The sequence below is a fragment of the Actinocorallia sp. A-T 12471 genome, assembly GCF_033875155.1.
Classification (GTDB): domain Bacteria; phylum Actinomycetota; class Actinomycetes; order Streptosporangiales; family Streptosporangiaceae; genus Actinocorallia.
Genome location: NZ_JAWZTE010000016.1, coordinates 43,142 through 61,209, shown reverse-complemented (window position 1 = coordinate 61,209; position 18,068 = coordinate 43,142). Strand labels below are relative to the sequence as shown.

The 18,068-nt window shown below is 72.0% G+C and carries 15 protein-coding genes; 6 read left to right on the top strand and 9 right to left on the bottom strand.

The window, feature by feature from the left end; all coding sequences use genetic code 11:
• Nucleotides 1-21: 21 nt before the first annotated feature.
• From R9X44_RS32080 to sucC, 3 genes are all read right to left on the bottom strand, one after another.
• Nucleotides 22-1,986 (bottom strand): DUF6350 family protein, encoded by a 1,965-nt coding sequence (locus R9X44_RS32080; RefSeq protein ID WP_319818109.1) that lies wholly within the window; start codon nt 1,984-1,986, stop codon nt 22-24.
• 163 nt (nt 1,987-2,149) lie between these two features.
• The gene (gene sucD / locus R9X44_RS32075; protein ID WP_319818108.1) at nt 2,150-3,037 is read right to left on the bottom strand and encodes a succinate--CoA ligase subunit alpha; all 888 of its coding nucleotides are present in this window, start codon (nt 3,035-3,037) and stop codon (nt 2,150-2,152) included.
• On the bottom strand, nt 3,037-4,221 hold the full coding sequence (gene sucC, locus R9X44_RS32070; RefSeq protein WP_319818107.1) for an ADP-forming succinate--CoA ligase subunit beta: 1,185 nt from the start codon (nt 4,219-4,221) through the stop codon (nt 3,037-3,039). The genes sucD and sucC overlap by 1 nt, the downstream gene beginning before the upstream one ends.
• Before the next feature lie 247 nt (nt 4,222-4,468).
• Between sucC and R9X44_RS32065 the strand changes: the two genes are divergently transcribed.
• Nucleotides 4,469-6,145: a glycoside hydrolase family 15 gene (locus tag R9X44_RS32065; protein ID WP_319818106.1), complete on the top strand. Its 1,677-nt coding sequence runs from the start codon at nt 4,469-4,471 to the stop codon at nt 6,143-6,145.
• A gap of 80 nt (nt 6,146-6,225) precedes the next feature.
• On the opposite strand, the gene R9X44_RS32060 is transcribed toward R9X44_RS32065, so the two are convergent.
• A complete protein-coding gene (locus R9X44_RS32060; RefSeq protein ID WP_319818183.1) occupies nt 6,226-7,986 on the bottom strand; it encodes a tetratricopeptide repeat protein in 1,761 nt (586 codons plus the stop codon).
• A 411-nt stretch (nt 7,987-8,397) separates the two neighbouring features.
• Nucleotides 8,398-8,844 carry an SRPBCC family protein gene (locus R9X44_RS32055; protein ID WP_319818105.1) on the bottom strand — a complete coding sequence of 149 codons (447 nt, stop codon included), beginning with the start codon at nt 8,842-8,844 and terminating at the stop codon, nt 8,398-8,400.
• Nucleotides 8,845-8,919: 75 nt separating this feature from the next.
• Between R9X44_RS32055 and pcrA the strand changes: the two genes are divergently transcribed.
• Nucleotides 8,920-11,160: a DNA helicase PcrA gene (pcrA, locus tag R9X44_RS32050; protein ID WP_319818104.1), complete on the top strand. Its 2,241-nt coding sequence runs from the start codon at nt 8,920-8,922 to the stop codon at nt 11,158-11,160.
• Between the two features lie 4 nt (nt 11,161-11,164).
• On the opposite strand, the gene R9X44_RS32045 is transcribed toward pcrA, so the two are convergent.
• Nucleotides 11,165-12,511, bottom strand: coding sequence for an LCP family protein (locus R9X44_RS32045; RefSeq protein WP_319818103.1), 1,347 nt, complete (start codon nt 12,509-12,511; stop codon nt 11,165-11,167).
• A gap of 152 nt (nt 12,512-12,663) precedes the next feature.
• Between R9X44_RS32045 and R9X44_RS32040 the strand changes: the two genes are divergently transcribed.
• Together R9X44_RS32040 and R9X44_RS32035 are read left to right on the top strand one after the other, a co-directional pair.
• Nucleotides 12,664-13,293 (top strand): RNA polymerase sigma factor, encoded by a 630-nt coding sequence (locus R9X44_RS32040; RefSeq protein ID WP_319818102.1) that lies wholly within the window; start codon nt 12,664-12,666, stop codon nt 13,291-13,293.
• Between the two features lies 1 nt (nt 13,294).
• The gene (locus tag R9X44_RS32035; RefSeq protein ID WP_319818101.1) at nt 13,295-14,155 is read left to right on the top strand and encodes a hypothetical protein; all 861 of its coding nucleotides are present in this window, start codon (nt 13,295-13,297) and stop codon (nt 14,153-14,155) included.
• On the opposite strand, the gene R9X44_RS32030 is transcribed toward R9X44_RS32035, so the two are convergent.
• Nucleotides 14,152-14,781, bottom strand: a complete 630-nt coding sequence (locus R9X44_RS32030) for a response regulator transcription factor (RefSeq protein ID WP_319818100.1) — start codon at nt 14,779-14,781, stop codon at nt 14,152-14,154. The genes R9X44_RS32035 and R9X44_RS32030 overlap by 4 nt on opposite strands.
• Nucleotides 14,778-15,917: a PspC domain-containing protein gene (locus R9X44_RS32025; RefSeq protein WP_319818099.1), complete on the bottom strand. Its 1,140-nt coding sequence runs from the start codon at nt 15,915-15,917 to the stop codon at nt 14,778-14,780. Before R9X44_RS32025 ends, R9X44_RS32030 begins: the two co-directional genes overlap by 4 nt.
• 178 nt (nt 15,918-16,095) lie before the next feature.
• Between R9X44_RS32025 and R9X44_RS32020 the strand changes: the two genes are divergently transcribed.
• Both R9X44_RS32020 and R9X44_RS32015 read left to right on the top strand, forming a co-directional pair.
• Nucleotides 16,096-17,340 (top strand): PspC domain-containing protein, encoded by a 1,245-nt coding sequence (locus R9X44_RS32020; protein ID WP_319818098.1) that lies wholly within the window; start codon nt 16,096-16,098, stop codon nt 17,338-17,340.
• Entirely contained in the window at nt 17,330-17,548 is a 219-nt protein-coding gene (locus R9X44_RS32015) for a hypothetical protein (RefSeq protein WP_319818097.1), read from the top strand. The genes R9X44_RS32020 and R9X44_RS32015 overlap by 11 nt, the downstream gene beginning before the upstream one ends.
• Here the strand turns inward: R9X44_RS32015 and R9X44_RS32010 are convergent.
• Nucleotides 17,539-17,955: a cysteine dioxygenase gene (locus R9X44_RS32010; RefSeq protein WP_319818096.1), complete on the bottom strand. Its 417-nt coding sequence runs from the start codon at nt 17,953-17,955 to the stop codon at nt 17,539-17,541. The genes R9X44_RS32015 and R9X44_RS32010 overlap by 10 nt on opposite strands.
• Between the last annotated feature and the right edge of the window lie 113 nt (nt 17,956-18,068).

Genomic DNA, 18,068 nt, shown 5'->3' with positions numbered 1-18,068 from the left:
GTTCCAGACCTGTTCTCAAGGTCAGTCGCGGCGGCGGAGGATCGGCTCGGACTCCACGAACGCGAAGGGGTCGTCGTCGGCCCTGCGCTGCCTCGGCTGCGGCACCTCGGGGGCGACGGGCTCGGTGACGATCTCGTCCTCTTCGTCCTCGTAGTCGTAGACGTACTCGGGCTCGGCCTCACGCCGCCGCCGACGCCGTCGCTTCGGCCTTTTTTCCCGGAACATCCACCAGTTGACGATCCATGCCGCGACGGCCGCCGCGAGCCCGACCTCGAGCGCGGTCAGCAGCCCGACCCGCCACGCCGACGGCCCCATCGTCGCCATCCGCTCGTCGCCGAGCGGGCCGCCGGACAGCGCGGCGAGGCCCGTCATGACGGCCCCGGTGATCACGCCGGACAGGAACCCCCACAGCGGCGCGGCCTCGTAGACGGTGCTCGGGAACGACCGCACGGTCAGCGCCCCGCCGACGATCCCCGCCGCGAAGGGCGCAAGCAGCGCCAGCAGGGAGACCAGCGGTGCGGGCCCCGGCTCCGGCAGCGCAGCCAACGGGGGAAATGTCGGAAGCGCCCCGAGGAAGACCCCGGTGGGCGACACGCTGGTGCCCGCGCCGACCGCGAACCCCGGCCCGACGGCGAACGACACGCCCCAGATGATCGCGTTCGGCAGGTACAGCAGCTCGACGAGCAGCAGCAGGCCGCCGCCGAGGCGGCCCGGCGCGAGCAGCGCGTACAGGTCGGCCGCTTCCCGGTAGTTGACGGCCAGCGACGCCCCCACGAGGATCGCGCCCGCCGCGATCAGCACGGCGAGCGCGCCGAGCACGCCGGTGAGCACCGAGCGCGGCCGTTCCGGCAGCAGCCGCAGCAGCGCGCCGACGCCGGAGCGCACCCGTCCGCGTGAGGCGGAGATCGCCCGCGCCGCGCCCAACCCCCCGGCGAGGACGGCGAGCGTGAAGGCGGAAAGGAACGCCTGCCAAGGCGACGGCTTCAACGCGGGCATCTGCGCGATCAGCGCGAGCGCCACGGCGAACGTCGCGTAGGGCGCGGCGAGCAGCAACGCGACCTGCAGGACGCCCACCCGCTGCCGATACCGCGTCTCGGCCGCCCGGATGATCCACCCGCCGCTGCGATAGAGCAGCGCCGCGGGCAGCAGCGTCAGCCCGAGCGGCAGCAGCCCGACCCGACCGACCTCGGCCTCGAACCCCGCATGATGGGCGACGAGCCAGAAGTTCACGGCGAGCCGGAACACCCCCGGCAGACCGTCGCCGAACGTCGTGTCATGCGACGCGGTCGCCCAGCCCGCCAACGTCACGGTGGTGAGGATCACCAGCCCGAGCGCGACCGACCACGCCGCCGCGACCATCCCCGTCACCGCGAGCGGCCGCGCCTGCGGCACCCCGCCGCGCCCCGGCGGCGGCCCCGACCTCCCCCGCCGCGCCCCCTCCGCCTCCTCCAACGCCCTTCCCCCGGCCCCCGCACGCTCCCGCACTTCGGACCCCACCCCACCACGCTCCCGCACTTCAGCCCCGGCCCCGCCACGTTCCCGCACCCCGGCCCCGGCCCCGGCCCCGGCCCCGGCCCCGGCGGCACCCGACGCCCGCGCCGTGTTCCCCGCGCCACCCGGCTGCCGCGCTTCGGACCCCGCCCCGCCACGCTCTCGCGCCCCGGCCCCGCCCGACGCCCGCGCCGCGCCCCCCGCCCCACCCGGCTGCCGCGCTTCAGACCCCGCCCCGCCGCGCTCCCGCGCCCCGGCCCTGGCCCCGGCCCCGGCCCCGGCCGCACCCGACGCCCGCGCCGCGCTCCCCACCCCACCCGGCTGGTGCGCCCCGGACCCCGCGCCGCCCGGCTGCCCGGCCCTCCGCGACGCCGACGCCGACGGGCCCGCCGCGTCGCCCGACGCGGCCCGTGCCTCGGTGTCCGGCAGGGGCGGTGCGGTCTCCCCGTCGCGGACGACGCGAAGCCTTCGTCCGGGCTGCTCGGCGTTGCTCATGGGTTCATGCTGGCAGCCCCACCCCGCCCGCACCCCGCCCCCACCCGGCGTGTCGCATGACCTACCGCACAATTCCCCCCAACCCCCCAAACCGCTCGCCCGGCACAGCAAAAAGGCCGTCCCCAAGGGGGACGGCCTTTCACGACCTCGGGGTCCGTGCGGACTAGAGGTTCTGCATGATCTCGCGCATCAGGCGGGCGGTCTCGCTGGGGGTCTTGCCGACGCGGACGCCGACCTTCTCCAGCGCGTCCTTCTTGGCCTGGGCGGTGCCGGCCGAGCCGGACACGATCGCGCCCGCGTGGCCCATCGTCTTGCCCTCGGGGGCGGTGAAGCCCGCGACGTAGCCGACGACCGGCTTGGTGATGTGCTGCTCGATGTACGCGGCCGCACGCTCCTCGGCGTCGCCGCCGATCTCACCGATCATCACGATCGCGTCGGTGTCCGGGTCGTCCTGGAACGCCTGGAGCGCATCGATGTGCGTGGTCCCGATGACGGGGTCGCCGCCGATGCCGACGCAGGTCGAGAAGCCGAAGTCGCGCAGCTCGAACATCATCTGGTAGGTCAGCGTGCCCGACTTGGACACGAGGCCGATCCGTCCGGCGGGGGTGATGTCCGCCGGGATGATGCCCGCGTTGGACTTGCCGGGCGAGGCGATGCCCGGGCAGTTCGGGCCGATGATGCGGGTCTTGCCGCCCTTGGCCACGGCAAGCGCCCAGAACTCGGCGGAGTCCTGCACCGGGACGCCCTCGGTGATGACGACGGCGAGCGGGATCTCGGCCTCGATCGCCTCGACGACCGCGTCCTTGGTGAACTTCGGCGGCACGAAGACGACGGACACGTCCGCGCCGGTGGCCTTGATGGCCTCGGCGACGGTGCCGAAGACCGGCAGTTCCTTGCCCTCGAGGGTGACGGTCGTCCCGGCCTTGCGGGCGTTGACGCCGCCGACCACGTTCGCGCCGGAGCGCAGCATCCTGGCGGAGTGCTTGGAGCCCTCCGAGCCGGTGATGCCCTGGACGATGATCTTGCTGTTCTCAGTCAGCCAGATGGCCATTACGCACCTACCGCAGCGAGTTCGGCGGCCCGGCGGGCCGCGTCGTCCATGGTCTCGACCTGCTCGACGCCCTTGAGCGCGGCGTCGTTCAGGATCTGCCGGCCGAGCTCGGCGTTGTTGCCGTCAAGGCGCACGACGAGCGGGCGGTCGACGGTCTCGCCGCGCGAGCCGAGCAGCTCGTAGGCGGCGACGATGCCGTTGGCGACCGCGTCGCACGCGGTGATGCCGCCGAACACGTTGACGAAGATCGACTTCACCGACGGGTCGGAGAGGATGATCTCCAGGCCGGCGGCCATGACCTCGGCCGACGCGCCGCCGCCGATGTCGAGGAAGTTGGCGGGCTTGGGAGATCCGGGGAACTCCTCGCCCGCGTAGGCGACGACGTCGAGGGTCGACATGACCAGGCCCGCGCCGTTGCCGATGATGCCGACGTTGCCGTCGAGCTTCACGTAGTTGAGGTCCTTCTCCTTGGCCTTGGCCTCGAGCGGGTCGGCGGCGGCCTTGTCCTCGAGCTGCTCCTGGCGGGGCTGGCGGAAGGCGGCGTTCTCGTCCAGCGAGACCTTGCCGTCGAGCGCGCGCACCTGGTCGTCGGCGGTGAGGATCAGCGGGTTGACCTCGACCAGCGTGGCGTCTTCCTTGGTGAAGACGGTCCACAGCTTGGCGATGATGTCGGCGGCGCCGTCGATCGCGATCTCGGGCAGCCGGCCGGCGACGGCGATCTCGCGGGCCTTGGCCGCGTCGACGCCCTCGAGCGCGTTGATCTGGATCAGCGCGAGCTGGTCGTGCGGGACGTCCTCGATCTCCACGCCGCCCTCGACGGTGCAGATCGACAGGTAGGTCCGGTTGGCGCGGTCGAGCAGGAAGGAGAAGTAGAACTCCTGCGCGATGGCGCTGCCCTCCTCGACCAGGACCTTGTGGACCGTGTGGCCCTTGATGTCCATGCCAAGGATCTGGGTGGCGAGGGCTTCGGCCTCGTCCGGGGTGTCGGCGAGCTTCACGCCACCGGCCTTGCCACGGCCGCCGGTCTTGACCTGGGCCTTGATGACGACCTTCTTGCTGCCGGCCGCGAACAGCTCGGTAGCGATCGCCTTGGCCTCTGCCGGGGTGTGGGCGACCTTGCCGGTGGGCACCGGTACGCCGTACTCGGCGAAGAGTTCCTTCGCCTGATGTTCGAACAGGTCCACGAGGAGACGTCCTTCTGAAGGGATGACGGGTGATGACCGCACGTGCGGTAATCACGGCGGTCCGCTCCGGCAGGCAAGCCTAGCCAACGAGTTCGACGGCCCCCGCCAGCGGGGTTGCTTACCGTCGGGTAGTCGGGGGAATGGAACCGTCATCTGATGATTTGGCAGCCTCTGATCTACTAGCTGCGGATTCACCGGTGAATTTTTGGGGGGCTGCCGGATGTGGCGACGCCGGGCGCGGCTAACTGTGGCACTCATCACCCTTGCCGCCGCCGCGACGTGCAGCGCCCGCGACCCTTTGTCCGGCCCGCCCGGATATGAGAGTCCGGGGCTTGTCGGAGGCGGCGGTTGGCCTTACGCGCAGGCCGCGGTCAGCCCCGAGGACGCCGAGGGCGCGTCGTACATTCTCGACAGTTCAGTTCTGCGGCTCGCCGACGGCAGGGTGATGCTCATCCCACACGGCAGCACCCAGCCCGTGACTGTCCCGATCACCGACCCGAGGGTCGGCGCGGCCGTCAAGGGCGACCGCGACTGGCTGAACTCTGGAACGGTCCCGGGGGCCTCGCTCGAGCACCGGGGCATGGCCGCGCGCGCCCTGCTCGACCTGCGGCTGCTCACCAACGAGACAGGCGCGTCGACGGCGTCGTGGTACGGGATGTGGAACTACGTGTGGCCGCGTGACGCCGCCTTCCACGCCGCCGCGTTCGCGGTGACAGGGCATCTCCCGGAAGCGCGCTCGGTGCTGTCGTTCCTTGCCCGCGTGCAGGGCGGCGACGGCAGCTGGGACACCCGGTACCGCACCGACGGCAGCGCGGTGGACGACGGCCGCGCGATCCAGCTCGACGAGATCGGCTGGGTGCTGTGGGCCACCTGGTTCACGTCGCGGTTCGACCCCGGCGGCGAGGAGACCGCGCCCTGGCGCATGGTGAAGGCCGCCGCCGACTGGATCGCCGGGAACCTCGGCCCCGACGGGCTGCCGCCGGCGGGCTCTGACTACTTCGAGCGCAGGCCGTCGGCCGAGCAGGACCCGGGCCGTCCGACGCTCGGGGTGTCCGCGCCGCTGCTCGCGGGCCTGCGCTCGGCGACCGCGCTCGCCGACGAGGGCGGCCACCGCCGCGAGGCCGCACGCTGGGGCAGCGCCGCCAAGACGCTCGATGAGGCGATCCGCCGCGAGTACGGCCCGCACGGCTACCCCCGCTCGCCCATCGACGGCGGCGACATGGACGCGTCTGTGACGTTCCTCGCACCCCCGTACGCGCCGCGCGACCTCGGCGTCGACTTCGCGCTCGGCCGCGCCGCGGAACGGCTCGGCCTGGAGAACGGCGGCCTGCTGCCCGGCGAGAACTGGGCGGGCTCCCAGACGACGGCCTGGACCCCGGAGGTCGCGATGTTCGCCCTCGCCGACGCCGCATCAGGCCGGACCGTCCAGGCCGGAGCCTGGCTCGACTGGCTCGCCGCCCACCGCACCTCCCTCGGCGTCCTCCCGGAGAAGGTCGACGCCGACCACCGCCCCGCCTCCGTCGCCCCCCTCGGCTGGACCGCCTCCCTCGTCCTCCTGGCCCTCCACGCCCTCACCGACCCCCTCCCCACCCCACCCACCCCCAACCCCCCACCAACACCCCAAGCTAAGCGCGCACTCACGCCCCGCACCCACACGCCGCCGCACGACGTCGGCCAAGCGCGCTCACGCCCCGCACCCCACGCGCCACCAACAGCGCGAGCTAAGCGCGCTAGCGCCACGCACCCAACGCGCGGCCGTACAACGCGCGCCAAACGCGCTCACGCCCCGCACCCCACGCGCCACCAACAGCGCGAGCTAAGCGCGCTAGCGCCACGCGCCCAACGCGCGGCCGTACAACGCGCGCCAAGCGCGCTAGCGGCCCATGCGCGACGCGCCGCCGAGCAACCGGGTCAAGCGCGCTAGCGCCACGCGCCCGACGCGCGGCCGTACGACGCGCGCCAAGCGCGCTAGCGGCCCATGCGACGCGCTGCCGAGCAGCCGGGTCAAGCGCGCTGGTCGTCTGGGGTTTCTGTGAGGGCGGCGGTGATGTCGGGGTCGGCGGGGTCGAGGGCGTGGGCGCGGGCGAGGTCGGCGGCGGCCTCGGTGTGGCGGCCTGCGGCGCGCAGCGCCAAGGCGCGGTTGAACAGGAGGCCGGGTTCCTGGTTGAGCTCGACCGCGCGGCCCAGGTCGGCGATCGCGGCCTCGACGTCGCCGCGCTCGTAGGCGAGCATGCCGCGTCCCGCCCAGGCGACCGCGAGCGACGGCTCGGTCCGCACCGCCCGGTCGAACGCCGCCCGCGCCCTGCCGACGTCGCCCGCCGCGTGCTCGATCTGCCCGAGCGCGCACAGCAGATACGGGTTCCCCGGATCGACGGCGAGCCCGTGGTCCACGTCGGCGCGCGCCCTGTCGTACTCCTCGACGGCCGTGAGCAGCCCGGCCCGGTTGGCGAGCGCGTCAACGAAGTCGGGGTCCAGTTCGAGCGCGTAATCCAGGTCGGCCAGCGCCCCCTCAAGATCACCGCGCGCGTACCCGATCTCCGCGCAGTTGTAGTACGCCTCGGCGAAGGGCGGCCCGACCCGCGCGGCGGTCCTGTAGTCGGCCAAGGCATCGTCCTCCCTACCGAGCTTCGCAAGGAGGTTCCCCCGGTCCACGTAGTAGTCGGGATATCCCGGGTCGGCCGCTATGACCGCGTCCAAGTCGGCAAGCGCACCCTCGAGATCCCCGACGCGCACCCGCAGCTGAGCCCGGTTGGCGCGCAGCACAAGCCGGTGAATGCGCTGCGCCCCCTCAGGCAGGTCGGCGTCCGCGAGCGCGATGGCCGCCTCAACCAGCTCCATCGCCTCCCCCGAGCGTCCGCGCCGCGCCTGGATGAGCGCCTTGCCGTTCATGTCGAAGCCGAGCTTGACCGCGCGGTCCGGCCGGTCGGGCAGCAGCCCGCACAGCGCGATCCCGATGTTCACCCAGGCCAGCGCGGCCTCGAGGTCGCGCCGCGCCGGATCGTGGTGACGGGTGAGCAGCATCGCGCTCGTGTACGCCATGGTCGACTGCCGCGCGGGGTCGGTGGTCCGCGCGCGTGCCTGGCACAGCAGCTCCTCGGCCTCGTCCTCGCGCTCCAGCGCCCCTAGCCCGACCGCGACGGCGTGCACGATCGCCCACCAGTCGGCGGTGTCGGGCTCGGCAAGGGCGAGGCCGCGCCGGCCGATCTCCACAACGGCGTGGTGGCACCCGCGCTCCTGGCACCACTCGACGGCGGCGCGCGCGGCGGCGGGCCCCTCGACGGCCTGCCCGGACGGCCCGCCCCAGAACGGCGCGGGCCCCTTGGGCGCGGGCCCGGAAAGGTCGCACACGATGACGGTGAGGCCGGGCACCCTGCGCACGAGCACGTCGACTATCTCGCGGTCGACGGGGTCGGCGGCGGCGTACCCGGTGACGAGGAAGGACGCGGGCGCGGCGAGCGCGTCGCGGACGAACTCGGCGAACCCGTTGGCGACGCGCAGGGTCCGCTGCGGCGCGGGGATCAGAATCCGCTCGGCCCGGGGAACCGTGTCGCTCAAGGTCGTCCTGACGAGCGGAACGGGCAGATCGGGCGCGATGGCGCGCAGTTCGATGTCGCGGGCGGCGATCACGTCGGGCGACGCCGACGGGAACAGCGCGCGGGCGAGGACGGCCGCGGCGGCGTAGGGCCCGCCGGTGTGGCGGTCGGCGTCGGCGGTGGCGAGCAGCGGGGGGACGCCGGGTGGCGGAACCGGCGTGTCGACCGTCATGAGGGGCACGGGTGTCTCCGGGTTTTCTGGCGGCGGACGCGGACGCTGGTGGACCGGTCCCGTGCGGACGGGACCGGCCCCCCGGTCACGCGTGTTTGGCGCTCGCCTTGCCCCGCAGTGAAACCATGCCCTTCTTGTGTACGACGACCTGCTTCACGAACCAATCCCTCCCTGGAAACGGCGAAGCCCCGGCGACGCGGAACACCCGTGCCACCTGCTCGGTAGGGCTACCGCCCTGGTTCCGCCATAGATCAACAGAGAAGCACTATTGCGGTATTCGTCGTGGTTCCCTAAGCTCTGACCGCTTTCGGACATGTGTTACTAATTTGACGAAACCAAATGACGAAGACCCCCTCAAATGAGGGGGTCTTCGCGGTCCGCGCCTAGGGCGAAAAGTCCTTGATTCCCATGTCACCCGTGTGCTGGGCAGCCGGGACGGCAGCGCGCGGTGTGCCGCACGAGAAGCGTCGCCAGAACCCGCGCGGCGAAGTTCAACACGGCGCGGACGACAGGTCCGGTGCCGGGAATGTAAGGCGCGCCCTGTCCCGACCATTCGACGAGGGTCCCGTCGCCTTTCGGAGTGAGCCGCACATCGGCCCGATAACCCTTGATCGGACGCGGAAACAGCATCGTGTAGGCATAATGCTCGCCCGGCACATACGCCACACACTGCTCCCGGACGGGGAAGATCGCACGGACCGCGCCGACCCCGTCGGGCTCGGGGGACCCGTCGACGGCACGGCGGGCGCGGGTCGGCAGCCGCATCCACACCGGCCATGCCTCGGCGATCGCGAGGTGCCGGAACACCCGGTCGGGGGCGGCCGTGGTGAGGGCGGAGAATGTCGCGTTCTGGAGCATGCGCCGACTGTAAGGCCGTGCTTACGCCAGCGACAAGGGCCCGTCTGTCGGCGGTCGGCCATACACTCGAAGGCGATGTCGACTGCAACCTCTCACCCTCTCCTTGACGGGCTGAACCCGCAGCAGCGCGCCGCCGTGGTCCACGCGGGCGGCCCCCTGCTCATCGTCGCGGGCGCGGGCTCCGGCAAGACAAGGGTGCTCACGCACCGGATCGCCTATCTGCTGTCGGAGCGTGACGTCCACCCCGGCCAGATCCTCGCGATCACCTTCACCAACAAGGCGGCCGGGGAGATGAAGGAGCGCGTCGACGCCCTCGTCGGCCCGCGCTCGCGCGCCATGTGGGTGATGACCTTCCACTCCGCCTGCGTGCGCATCCTGCGCCGCGAGGCGTCCCGCCTGGGCTTCCCGAGCTCGTTCTCCATCTACGACCAGGCCGACTCGCAGCGGCTGATGGCCCTGGTCTGCCGGGAGCTCGACCTCGACCCCAAGCGCTACCCCCCGAAGTCGTTCTCCGCGCAGGTGTCCAACCTCAAGAACGAGCTGATCGACTACGAGACGTTCAAGACGCGCGCGACCACGCACATGGACCAGACCCTGGCCGAGGCGTACGAGATGTACCAGGCGCGCCTCCAGCAGGCCGGCGCGATGGACTTCGACGACCTCATCATGACCACGGTCAACCTCCTCGACATCTTCCCCGACGTCGCCGAGCACTACCGGCGACGCTTCCGGCACGTCCTCGTGGACGAGTACCAGGACACCAACCACGCCCAGTACGAGCTGGTGCGCAAGCTCGCCGCGCCCGTCGAGGGCCTCGGCCCGGCCGAGCTGTGCGTGGTCGGCGACGCCGACCAGTCGATCTACGCCTTCCGCGGCGCGACGATCCGCAACATCCTCGAGTTCGAGCGCGACTACCCCGACGCGACCACGATCCTGCTCGAGCAGAACTACCGCTCCACCCAGACGATCCTTTCCGCCGCCAACGCCGTCATCGAGCGCAACGGCGACCGCAAGCCCAAGCGGCTCTGGTCCGACCAGGGCGAGGGCGAGAAGATCACCGGCTACGTCGCCTCCAACGAGCACGACGAGGCCGCGTTCGTCGCGGGCGAGATCGACAGGCTCGGCGACGAGCACGGCGTCAAGCCAGGCGACGTCGCCGTCTTCTACCGCACCAACGCGCAGTCCCGGGTGTTCGAAGAGGTCTTCATCCGCGTCGGGCTGCCCTACAAGGTCGTCGGCGGCGTCCGGTTCTACGAGCGCAAGGAGATCCGCGATCTCCTCGCCTACCTGCGCGTGCTGGCCAACCCCGAGGACACCGTCTCGCTGCGGCGCATCCTCAATGTCCCCAAACGCGGCATCGGCGACCGCGCGGAGGCGTGCGTCGAGGTGCACGCGGCACGCTCGCGGATCTCGTTCTGGCAGGCGCTGCGCGAGGCCAAGACGGTCCCGGGCCTTGCCACCCGCTCGCTCAACGCGATCAACGAATTCGTCGCGCTCCTTGACGAGCTGCGCGCGCTCGTCCCCGGGCACGGGCCCGCCGAGATCGTCCAGGCGGTCCTCGACAAGACGGGCTACCTCGCCGAGCTGAGGGCGTCCAAGGACCCGCAGGACGAGACCCGGGTGGAGAACCTCCAGGAGCTGGAGAACGTCGCCCGCGAGTTCGAGGACCTGCTGGCCGACGGCGACGACACCCGCGAGGAGGGCGACGCCGAGCCGCCCAACCCGCTCACCGCGTTCCTCGAGCGCGTCGCGCTCGTTGCCGACTCCGACCAGATCCCCGACGACGGCGAGGGCGTCGTCACCCTGATGACGCTGCACACCGCCAAGGGCCTCGAGTTCCCCGTGGTGTTCCTCACCGGCATGGAGGACGGCGTCTTCCCGCACCTGCGCGCCCTGGGCAACCCCAAGGAGCTCGAGGAGGAACGCCGCCTCGCCTACGTCGGGATCACCCGGGCGCGCGAGCGGCTGCACGTGTCGCGGGCGCAGATGCGCTCGTCCTGGGGCGCGCCGCAGTCCAACCCGGTGTCCCGGTTCCTCAAGGAGATCCCGCAGCACCTCGTGGTCGAGAAGGTGGCGGAGATCACCGCCGCGCCCGCGCTGGCGGCCGCCGCGTCACGCCCGGGGGTGCGGTCGCCGGGCAACCGGGCGGTGCCGAACCTCGCCGTGGGCGACCGCGTCACGCACGACAAGTACGGGCTCGGCACGGTCGTGTCCGTCGACGGCGTCGGCGACAAGGCCGCGGCGTCGGTCGACTTCGGCGGCGACTACGGGGTGCGGCACCTGCTGCTGCGCTTCGCGCCGGTCGAGAAGCTGTAGCGCGCTAGCCGCAGGTCGCCGCGAGGGAGTCGGGCTCGGCGGCCTGCGGGGACTCGCCGTCAGTCGGCGTCGCGGTGGGCGACGGCGTCGCGGCGGCCGGGCTCACCGCCGCGGTCGGCTTGGCGGGCTTGGCCAGGGTCTCGATGACCTTGGCGCGGATCAGCTCCCAGTCCGGGTAGGCGGTGCTGATCAGCGGCGGCACGAACTGGACGCTCTTGACGTCCTTGCCGCGCATCTTCTTCGACAGCCTGATCAGCGGGGGCAGCGAGTTGCCCGGAAGGTCGGTGGACACCGCGCGCTTGGCGGCCCCGGCGATCCCGTGGAAACGGGTCAGCAGCGTGCCGGGGTCGGCCTGCTGCGACAGCGCGTAGAGCAGGCACTTCTGCCGTGACATGCGGTTGTAGTCGTCGCTGTTCGTGCGGGTCCTGCCGAACCACAGCGCCTGCTCGCCGGTGAGGATCTGGTCGCCCGCCGGGATGCGGCCCTGGTTCTGCCTGCCGTAGATCAGCTCCTCGGTGACGTTCACCCTGACCCCGCCGACGGCGTCGACGAGCTCGGCGAACCCGGCCATGTCCACCATGACGTAGTAGTCGACCTTGAGGCCGAGAATCCCTCCGACGGTCTCCTTCAGCAGCTCAGGACCGCGCTTGCCGTCGGCCACCCCGGGGACGATCTCCGGGTGGTCCTCGGCCCACTGGAAGACCTCGTTGAGCAGGCCGGGCGTGCCCGCGCCGTCGCCCTGGAAGCCGTCGGGGAAGGCCGCGCGCGACACCGGCGTCGGCATCGGCACGTCCTCGAGGTTGCGCGGGAGGCTGAACAGCGTGGTCGTGCCATTGCGGGTGTCGATGCTGGCGACGGTCATGCTGTCGGTCCGCACACCGGGCCGGTTGGGCGCGGCGTCGGCCCCGATGAGCAGCAGGTTGATGCGTTCCACCCCGCCGAACGGGTTCTTGCGGGTGCTCTTGGCGAAGACCTCGTCCACGAAGTCCTGGGAGACGCGGGTCAGCTCCACCGCGTACGCCAGCGGCGCGGCGACCGCGAGGCACAGCACCACGACCAGCGCGACGAGCACCGGACGCCCCGGCGACACGAGCTGGTAGGACCGCACGATGACCGCCGCCCACACCGCCCCGACGACCACGATCCCCAGCCGCAGCACGTTCAGCCACTGCGGCTGCACGAACCATTCGGTCGCGTTCTCCCGCAACGGCCACACCAGCAGCGCCACCCCCACGGTGAGCGCGACCTGAAGCGCGAGCAGCAGCGCCCCGGTCACCCGCCGCCCGGTCGCGAAATGCGCGGTGCCCCACACCACGGCCGAGCCCAGGGTGATCCAGATCGCACGCTTCATCCCCGCCAAGATACCTTCGCCCCGCCTCACACTCCCGAACACCCGTCAAGACAAAAGACGCCTGACGCCGGAGAAATGTTGCCATACCTCCCAAAAAACCCGATCTTGCGGCGCTGCGTGAACCCTTCGGCGGCCTTGTGGAGAAGCAGAATGTGACACTTCTCCCTACGCACAATAGTTCCGACAATCCGGACCCACCCGTCCCGCTCGCCCCCGACCCGCCCCGGGAGCCGTCGGACGGCGCGCTGATCGTCGCGTCGCGCGAACGGCCCGAGCTGTTCTCCGTCCTGTTCGACCGGCACTCCGGCGCCCTCTACCGGCACGTCTCCCGACGCGTCGGGCCCGAGGCCGCCGAGGACGTCGTCGCCGAGACGTTCCTTGTCGCGTTCCGCAAACGGGGGCGTTACGACCCGGCTTATCCCGTCGCCCTTCCCTGGCTGTACGGGATCGCGACGCGGCTCGTCGCCCGGCATCGGCGCGAGGAGACCACCCGGTACCGCGCCTTCTCGCGCGCCCACACGTCACCGTCCGTGGCCGCCGAGGACGAACGCGTCGTGACCGATCTCACAGCCGTCTCGGCGGGCCCGTCACTCGCCGCGGCCCTCGCCGCGCTGTCCCAGGGCGACCGCGACGTCCTGCTCCTCATCGCCTGGGCCGACCTCACCTACGAGGAGACAGCCCGCGCGCTGTCCATCCCCGTCGGCACCGTCAGGTCCCGGCTCAACCGCGCCCGCCGCAGAACCCGCGCCGCCCTCGGCGTCAACCCCCTGGAGCTTGACTGACATGGACGACATGACGGAACTGCGCACCCTCGGCCGCACCCTCGAACACGCCCCTCCGTCCGGCCTTTCCCGGCCCGAGTTCACCGGCCGGACCCGTCGCCTCCGCGGCTGGCCCGCGCTCGCCGTCGCCGCGGCGCTGACCGCCGCGACCCTCACGGTCCCCGCCCTCCTGTGGCCCACCGGCGAATCCGCGCCCGCCGTCTCCCAGACGGGTGACGGGCACGTCGCCGCGCTTGTCGAACGCGCCTCGGACCCCTCCGCGTGGCCCTCCGCCGACCCGTCCGACGGGCCCCAGGTCGTCGTGACCCAGGCCGACACCCCTGACGGATGCGCGCCCGACGCCACGCCCTACCGGCTGTGCCGGGAGGCCGCCCATCCCGTCGCCGACGCGGAAGGGCTCGCCGGATGGGCCTCGGTGACGACGTCACGGCTGCCAAAACCGGGGCATATGCGCTGCCCAGGCGACTCAGCCGATCGCTGCGACGCGATCGAACCCGCGCTGCTCGCCGATCTCGTCAAGGAGCTCAGGGACCTCGCGAGCAACACGGCCGGAACCGACAACGCCGCCGCCTTCCGAAAAGTCCACCTCGCCCTGTTCAGCACACTCCGCGAAGAACGCACCCGGGAAAAGCTCGCCGACGCGCTCGCCCTGATCCCCGGCGTCACCACCGACGCCGACGCGCACGACTGGATCGGCCGTCCCGTGACGTCCTACGCGTTCACCACGCCCGACGGGGTGCGCCAGGAGGTCTTCCTCGACGCGAAGACCGCCCATTACCTCGGCAGCCGGGAGACAAGTGCGCAAGGCAAGACCGTGTACACGTCGGCGGTACTGAAGCTCGCCCTCGCCGATAGCCCTTAGACGAGGCGGCGGGCGGCGGCCCAGCGGCTGAGCTCGTGCCGGTTCGACAGCTGGAGCTTGCGCAGGACGCTGCTCACATGGGTCTCGACCGTTTTGACCGAGATGAACAGCTCCTTGGCGATCTCCTTGTAGGCGTAGCCGCGCGCGATGAGCCGCAGGACCTCGCGTTCGCGGGCGGTGAGCTGGTCGAGTTCGGGGTCGGCGGCGGGGGCGTCGGTGGCGCTGAACGCGTCAAGGACGAACCCTGCCAGACGCGGCGAGAACACCGCGTCCCCGTCGGCGACCCTGCCGATCGCCTCGGTCAGCTCGGGCCCCGAGATCGTCTTGGTGACGTACCCGCGCGCACCGCCCCGCACGACGCCGATGACGTCCTCGGCCGCGTCCGACACCGAAAGCGCGAGGAACCGCGTCGTCTTCGACGGCAGGACCCTGCGCAGCACCTCGACGCCGCCGCCGCCCGGCAGGTGCACGTCGAGCAGCACCACCTCCGGCTCGGTCGCGGTGATCACCGAGACCGCCGAGTCGACGTCGTCGGCCTCGCCGACCACCTCGATCTCCGGGCCGAGCTCGGCGCGCACACCGGTCCGGAACATCTGGTGGTCGTCCACCAACACCACACGCGTCACTTCTTCAGCTCCAACCTGATCTCGGTGCCCTCGCCGGGCGCGCTGCGGACCCGGGCGGTACCGCCGTGCCGTTCCATCCGGCCGATGATCGAGCCTCGCACGCCCATTCTGTCGTCAGGGATGGCGTCAAGGTCGAATCCCTTGCCCCGGTCCCTGACGAAGATCTCCAGTTCGTCCCCTGAGACCTCCGCGTACACCGAGATGTTCGGCGCGCCGGAGTACTTCGCGGCGTTGACCGTCGCCTCGCGCGCCGCCTGGATCATCGCGCCGATCCGGTCGTCGAGCGGGCAGTCGCCGACGCACACGACCTCGATGGGGACGCCGTGCAGGTCCTCGATCTCGGCGGTCGCCTCCTTCACCGCCGCCGCGAACATCTGCGACGAGTCCGACTTCGGCTGGTACAGCCAGGCGCGCAGGTCGCGCTCCTGCGACCTGGCGAGCCGCGCGACCTCCTTCGGGTCGTGCGCCCTGCGCTGGATGAGCGTCAGCGTGTGCAGCACCGAGTCGTGGATGTGCGCGGCGACCTCCGCCCGCTCCTGCGACCTGACGCGCTCGGCCCGCTCGTTGTCCAGTTCCTGCCACAGCTTCACCAGCCACGGCGTGATGACGACCGTCACGCCGGTGAGGATGATCGCGGTCGCCAGCAGGACCTGCGGGATCTCCTGCGGCGACACCCGCTGCGCGAAGAACCCGCCGATCCCGGCCGTCACCAGCAGCGCCCCGAGCAGGCTGCGCCACCACATGCCCTGCGGCAGCGCCGCGAGCCGTTCGCGCTGGTCGCGTCCGGCCTGCTGCCACAGGATCACCGCGCCCATCCCGACGACGAGCAGCGGCCACAGGGCGATCTGCGCGATCCCGGACACACCGGTCACCAGCGACAGGGCGCCCCCGAGCAGCGCATACGCCAGCAACTGCGCGGGGTCGCGTCGCTTGGCCTCCTCCTCGCGCGCCGCGGTGAGTATCCAGAACGCCCCATAAGCCGCTATCCCGTAAGCCCCCGCCGCCCCCAGCACCACGAACGCCAACCGCACGACGACCGGCTCAAGCCCGAACTGCCCCGCCAACCCGGCACATACCCCCGCGAGCAGCCGCCCGTCCCGCCGCCGCTCCAACCGAACAATGCCGTCAGTCCCCATGCCCTCGATTCCACACCCTCCCAGGCCACCCCGCATCAGGGCCCGCCCCCCATTTCCCCTCAGGGTCCCCCACCGACCCCGACCCCGCGAACTGGGGGTTCGCCGGATGGGCGAATCAGGGTCGGGTCAGGGCTGTCCCGGATGGCGGGGGGCGACGGGGCAGGGGACGATAAGGGGCATGACGACCGACAGGCTGGCCCGGGGGGCCGAGGGGCGCCTCGTCGCCGGGGTGTGCACCGGGATCGGGAGGTACACCGGCATCGATCCGCTGGTGTTCCGGATCGGGTGGGGGGTGCTGGTCTTCGTCACCTGGACCGCGATCCCGCTCTATGTGCTCGCGGCGGTGCTGATGGCCGAGCCGGGCGGCGGGCCCGGCGTCGTCGAGCGGAGCGCGCGGCGGGTCATCCCGGGGTCGGCGGTGCTCGCGCTGCTCGGGATCGCGCTCGCGGGCGGCGTCATCCTCGACGTGGTGCTCAGCGGCGCGGCCGGCGGGCTCGACGCGGGCGCGCTCGGCGCGATGATGATCCTGCTGCTCATCGGCATGATCGCGCAGACGCGCGGGGTCGACCTCGTGGAGACCGCGCGGACCCTGCCCGAACGGCTGCGCGGCGAACCCCTCACCCCCCAGACCGTCCCGGCGGCGACGGCTTCGGCCGCGACGTACGCGGGGCCGTCGGAGTGGATCGACCTCGCGACGCTCCGGCCGATCCCCGCCCAGCCGCCGTCCGGGGTGCAGATCGACCTGAACCGGATGAAGACCCCCGAAGCGCCGGTGGAGCCGTCCGGGGCCACGTCGCCGCAGCCGCCGCGCAGGCGCGGGACGCCCTGGCTGACCCTGACGACCCTCGTCCTCGCGGGGGCGGCGGCCTGGGCCGTCAGCGCGACCCGGCTGAACCCGGACCACCTCCAGCAGCTCGCGTTGAGCGCCGCCCTCGCCGTCGTCGGGCTCGGCCTCGTCGCCGGGACCTGGTTCGGCAGGCCGCGCGGGCTCGTCGGCGTCGGGGCGCTGCTGTCGATGGCGCTGCTGGCCAGCGCCGCGACCACGGAACTACCGCCAGGAAGCAGGTTCGGCGACGTGGAATGGCGGCCGGTCGACCCCAACGCGACGACCCAGCCGTACCGCCTCGTCGCCGGCAACGGCACACTCGACCTCACCACCCTCGCGCTCAACCCCGGCGACCGCTACCGGGTCGACGCCAAGCTCGGCGTCGGCGGCATCCGGATCGTGCTGCCCGCGCACGCCCGCGTCGAGCTGCACGCCGCGACGAACCTCGGCGACATCACCGTCGAAAAGAAGATCAACAGCGGCCCGCGCGCCCGGGTGGACCAGGTCCTCGACGGGTCGGGCCAGAACCCGCCGACGCTCGAGGTGCACGTCAAGGGCATGCTCGGCGATGTGGAGGTGATCCGCGGTGGCGGATAAGACGGACAAGACAGTGGCGCACAGGACCGACCCCGGCGCGTTCGCCGCGGGGATCTTCTACCTCGTCGTCGCCGGGCTGTTCGGCGGGGCCGCCCTGGCCTGGCTCGACCCCGTGCCGCTGAAGTACCTCGTGCCCGGCCTCGCCGTCGGGTACGCGGCGGTGCTGATGATCGGCGTGCTCAGCCGGGGGCGGCGCGGTCAGGCGTAGGCGTGCAGGGTGACCGCGTAGCCGTCGCCGGGGTTGACGACCTCGTGCATCCGGTCGCCCGCCTGAATCCGCACCCGGTTGGCGCGCAGCGGCCGGACGGTCGCGCCGTCGTCGCCGACGACGACCTCGGCGAGCTCGCCCGCGATCACCGCCATCGCCTGGAGGTGGCCGCCGTGGTCGTGCGCGGGAAGCCGGAAGCCCGGCGCCCAGATGATCAGGGTGAGCCCGTTGTCCAGATCCACCCGGACCCGCTCATCCGGGACGAACTTCACCCGGTGCCACCACTCGTCGGGACGTGCCGCGGCCTGGCTGACCCGCCAGGCCAGCTGGCCCACGGTCGGCGGGGCGTCGGAGATCACCGGCGCGGCGGCGGCCATGGTGATGTCAGGGAAAGTCTCGGCCTTCAACGAAAGATCCTTCGGGTGGTCGACTGACGGGGCGGAGTACGCGGGTCAGCGACAACAACACGAGAAGGCGGAGAACATGCGGGCAACTTTACCCGGCATCGCCGCCCGCGTCA

Coding starts and splice junctions, on each gene's coding strand:
- R9X44_RS32045 (WP_319818103.1), bottom strand. CDS start 12,511: ATGAAGCGTGCGATCTGGATCACCCTGGGCTCGGCCGTGGTGTGGGGC.
- R9X44_RS32020 (WP_319818098.1), top strand. CDS start 16,096: ATGACGACCGACAGGCTGGCCCGGGGGGCCGAGGGGCGCCTCGTCGCC.
- R9X44_RS32080 (WP_319818109.1), bottom strand. CDS start 1,986: ATGAGCAACGCCGAGCAGCCCGGACGAAGGCTTCGCGTCGTCCGCGAC.
- pcrA (WP_319818104.1), top strand. CDS start 8,920: ATGTCGACTGCAACCTCTCACCCTCTCCTTGACGGGCTGAACCCGCAG.
- R9X44_RS32035 (WP_319818101.1), top strand. CDS start 13,295: ATGGACGACATGACGGAACTGCGCACCCTCGGCCGCACCCTCGAACAC.
- R9X44_RS32025 (WP_319818099.1), bottom strand. CDS start 15,917: ATGGGGACTGACGGCATTGTTCGGTTGGAGCGGCGGCGGGACGGGCGG.
- R9X44_RS32055 (WP_319818105.1), bottom strand. CDS start 8,844: ATGCTCCAGAACGCGACATTCTCCGCCCTCACCACGGCCGCCCCCGAC.
- R9X44_RS32060 (WP_319818183.1), bottom strand. CDS start 7,986: ATGACGGTCGACACGCCGGTTCCGCCACCCGGCGTCCCCCCGCTGCTC.
- sucD (WP_319818108.1), bottom strand. CDS start 3,037: ATGGCCATCTGGCTGACTGAGAACAGCAAGATCATCGTCCAGGGCATC.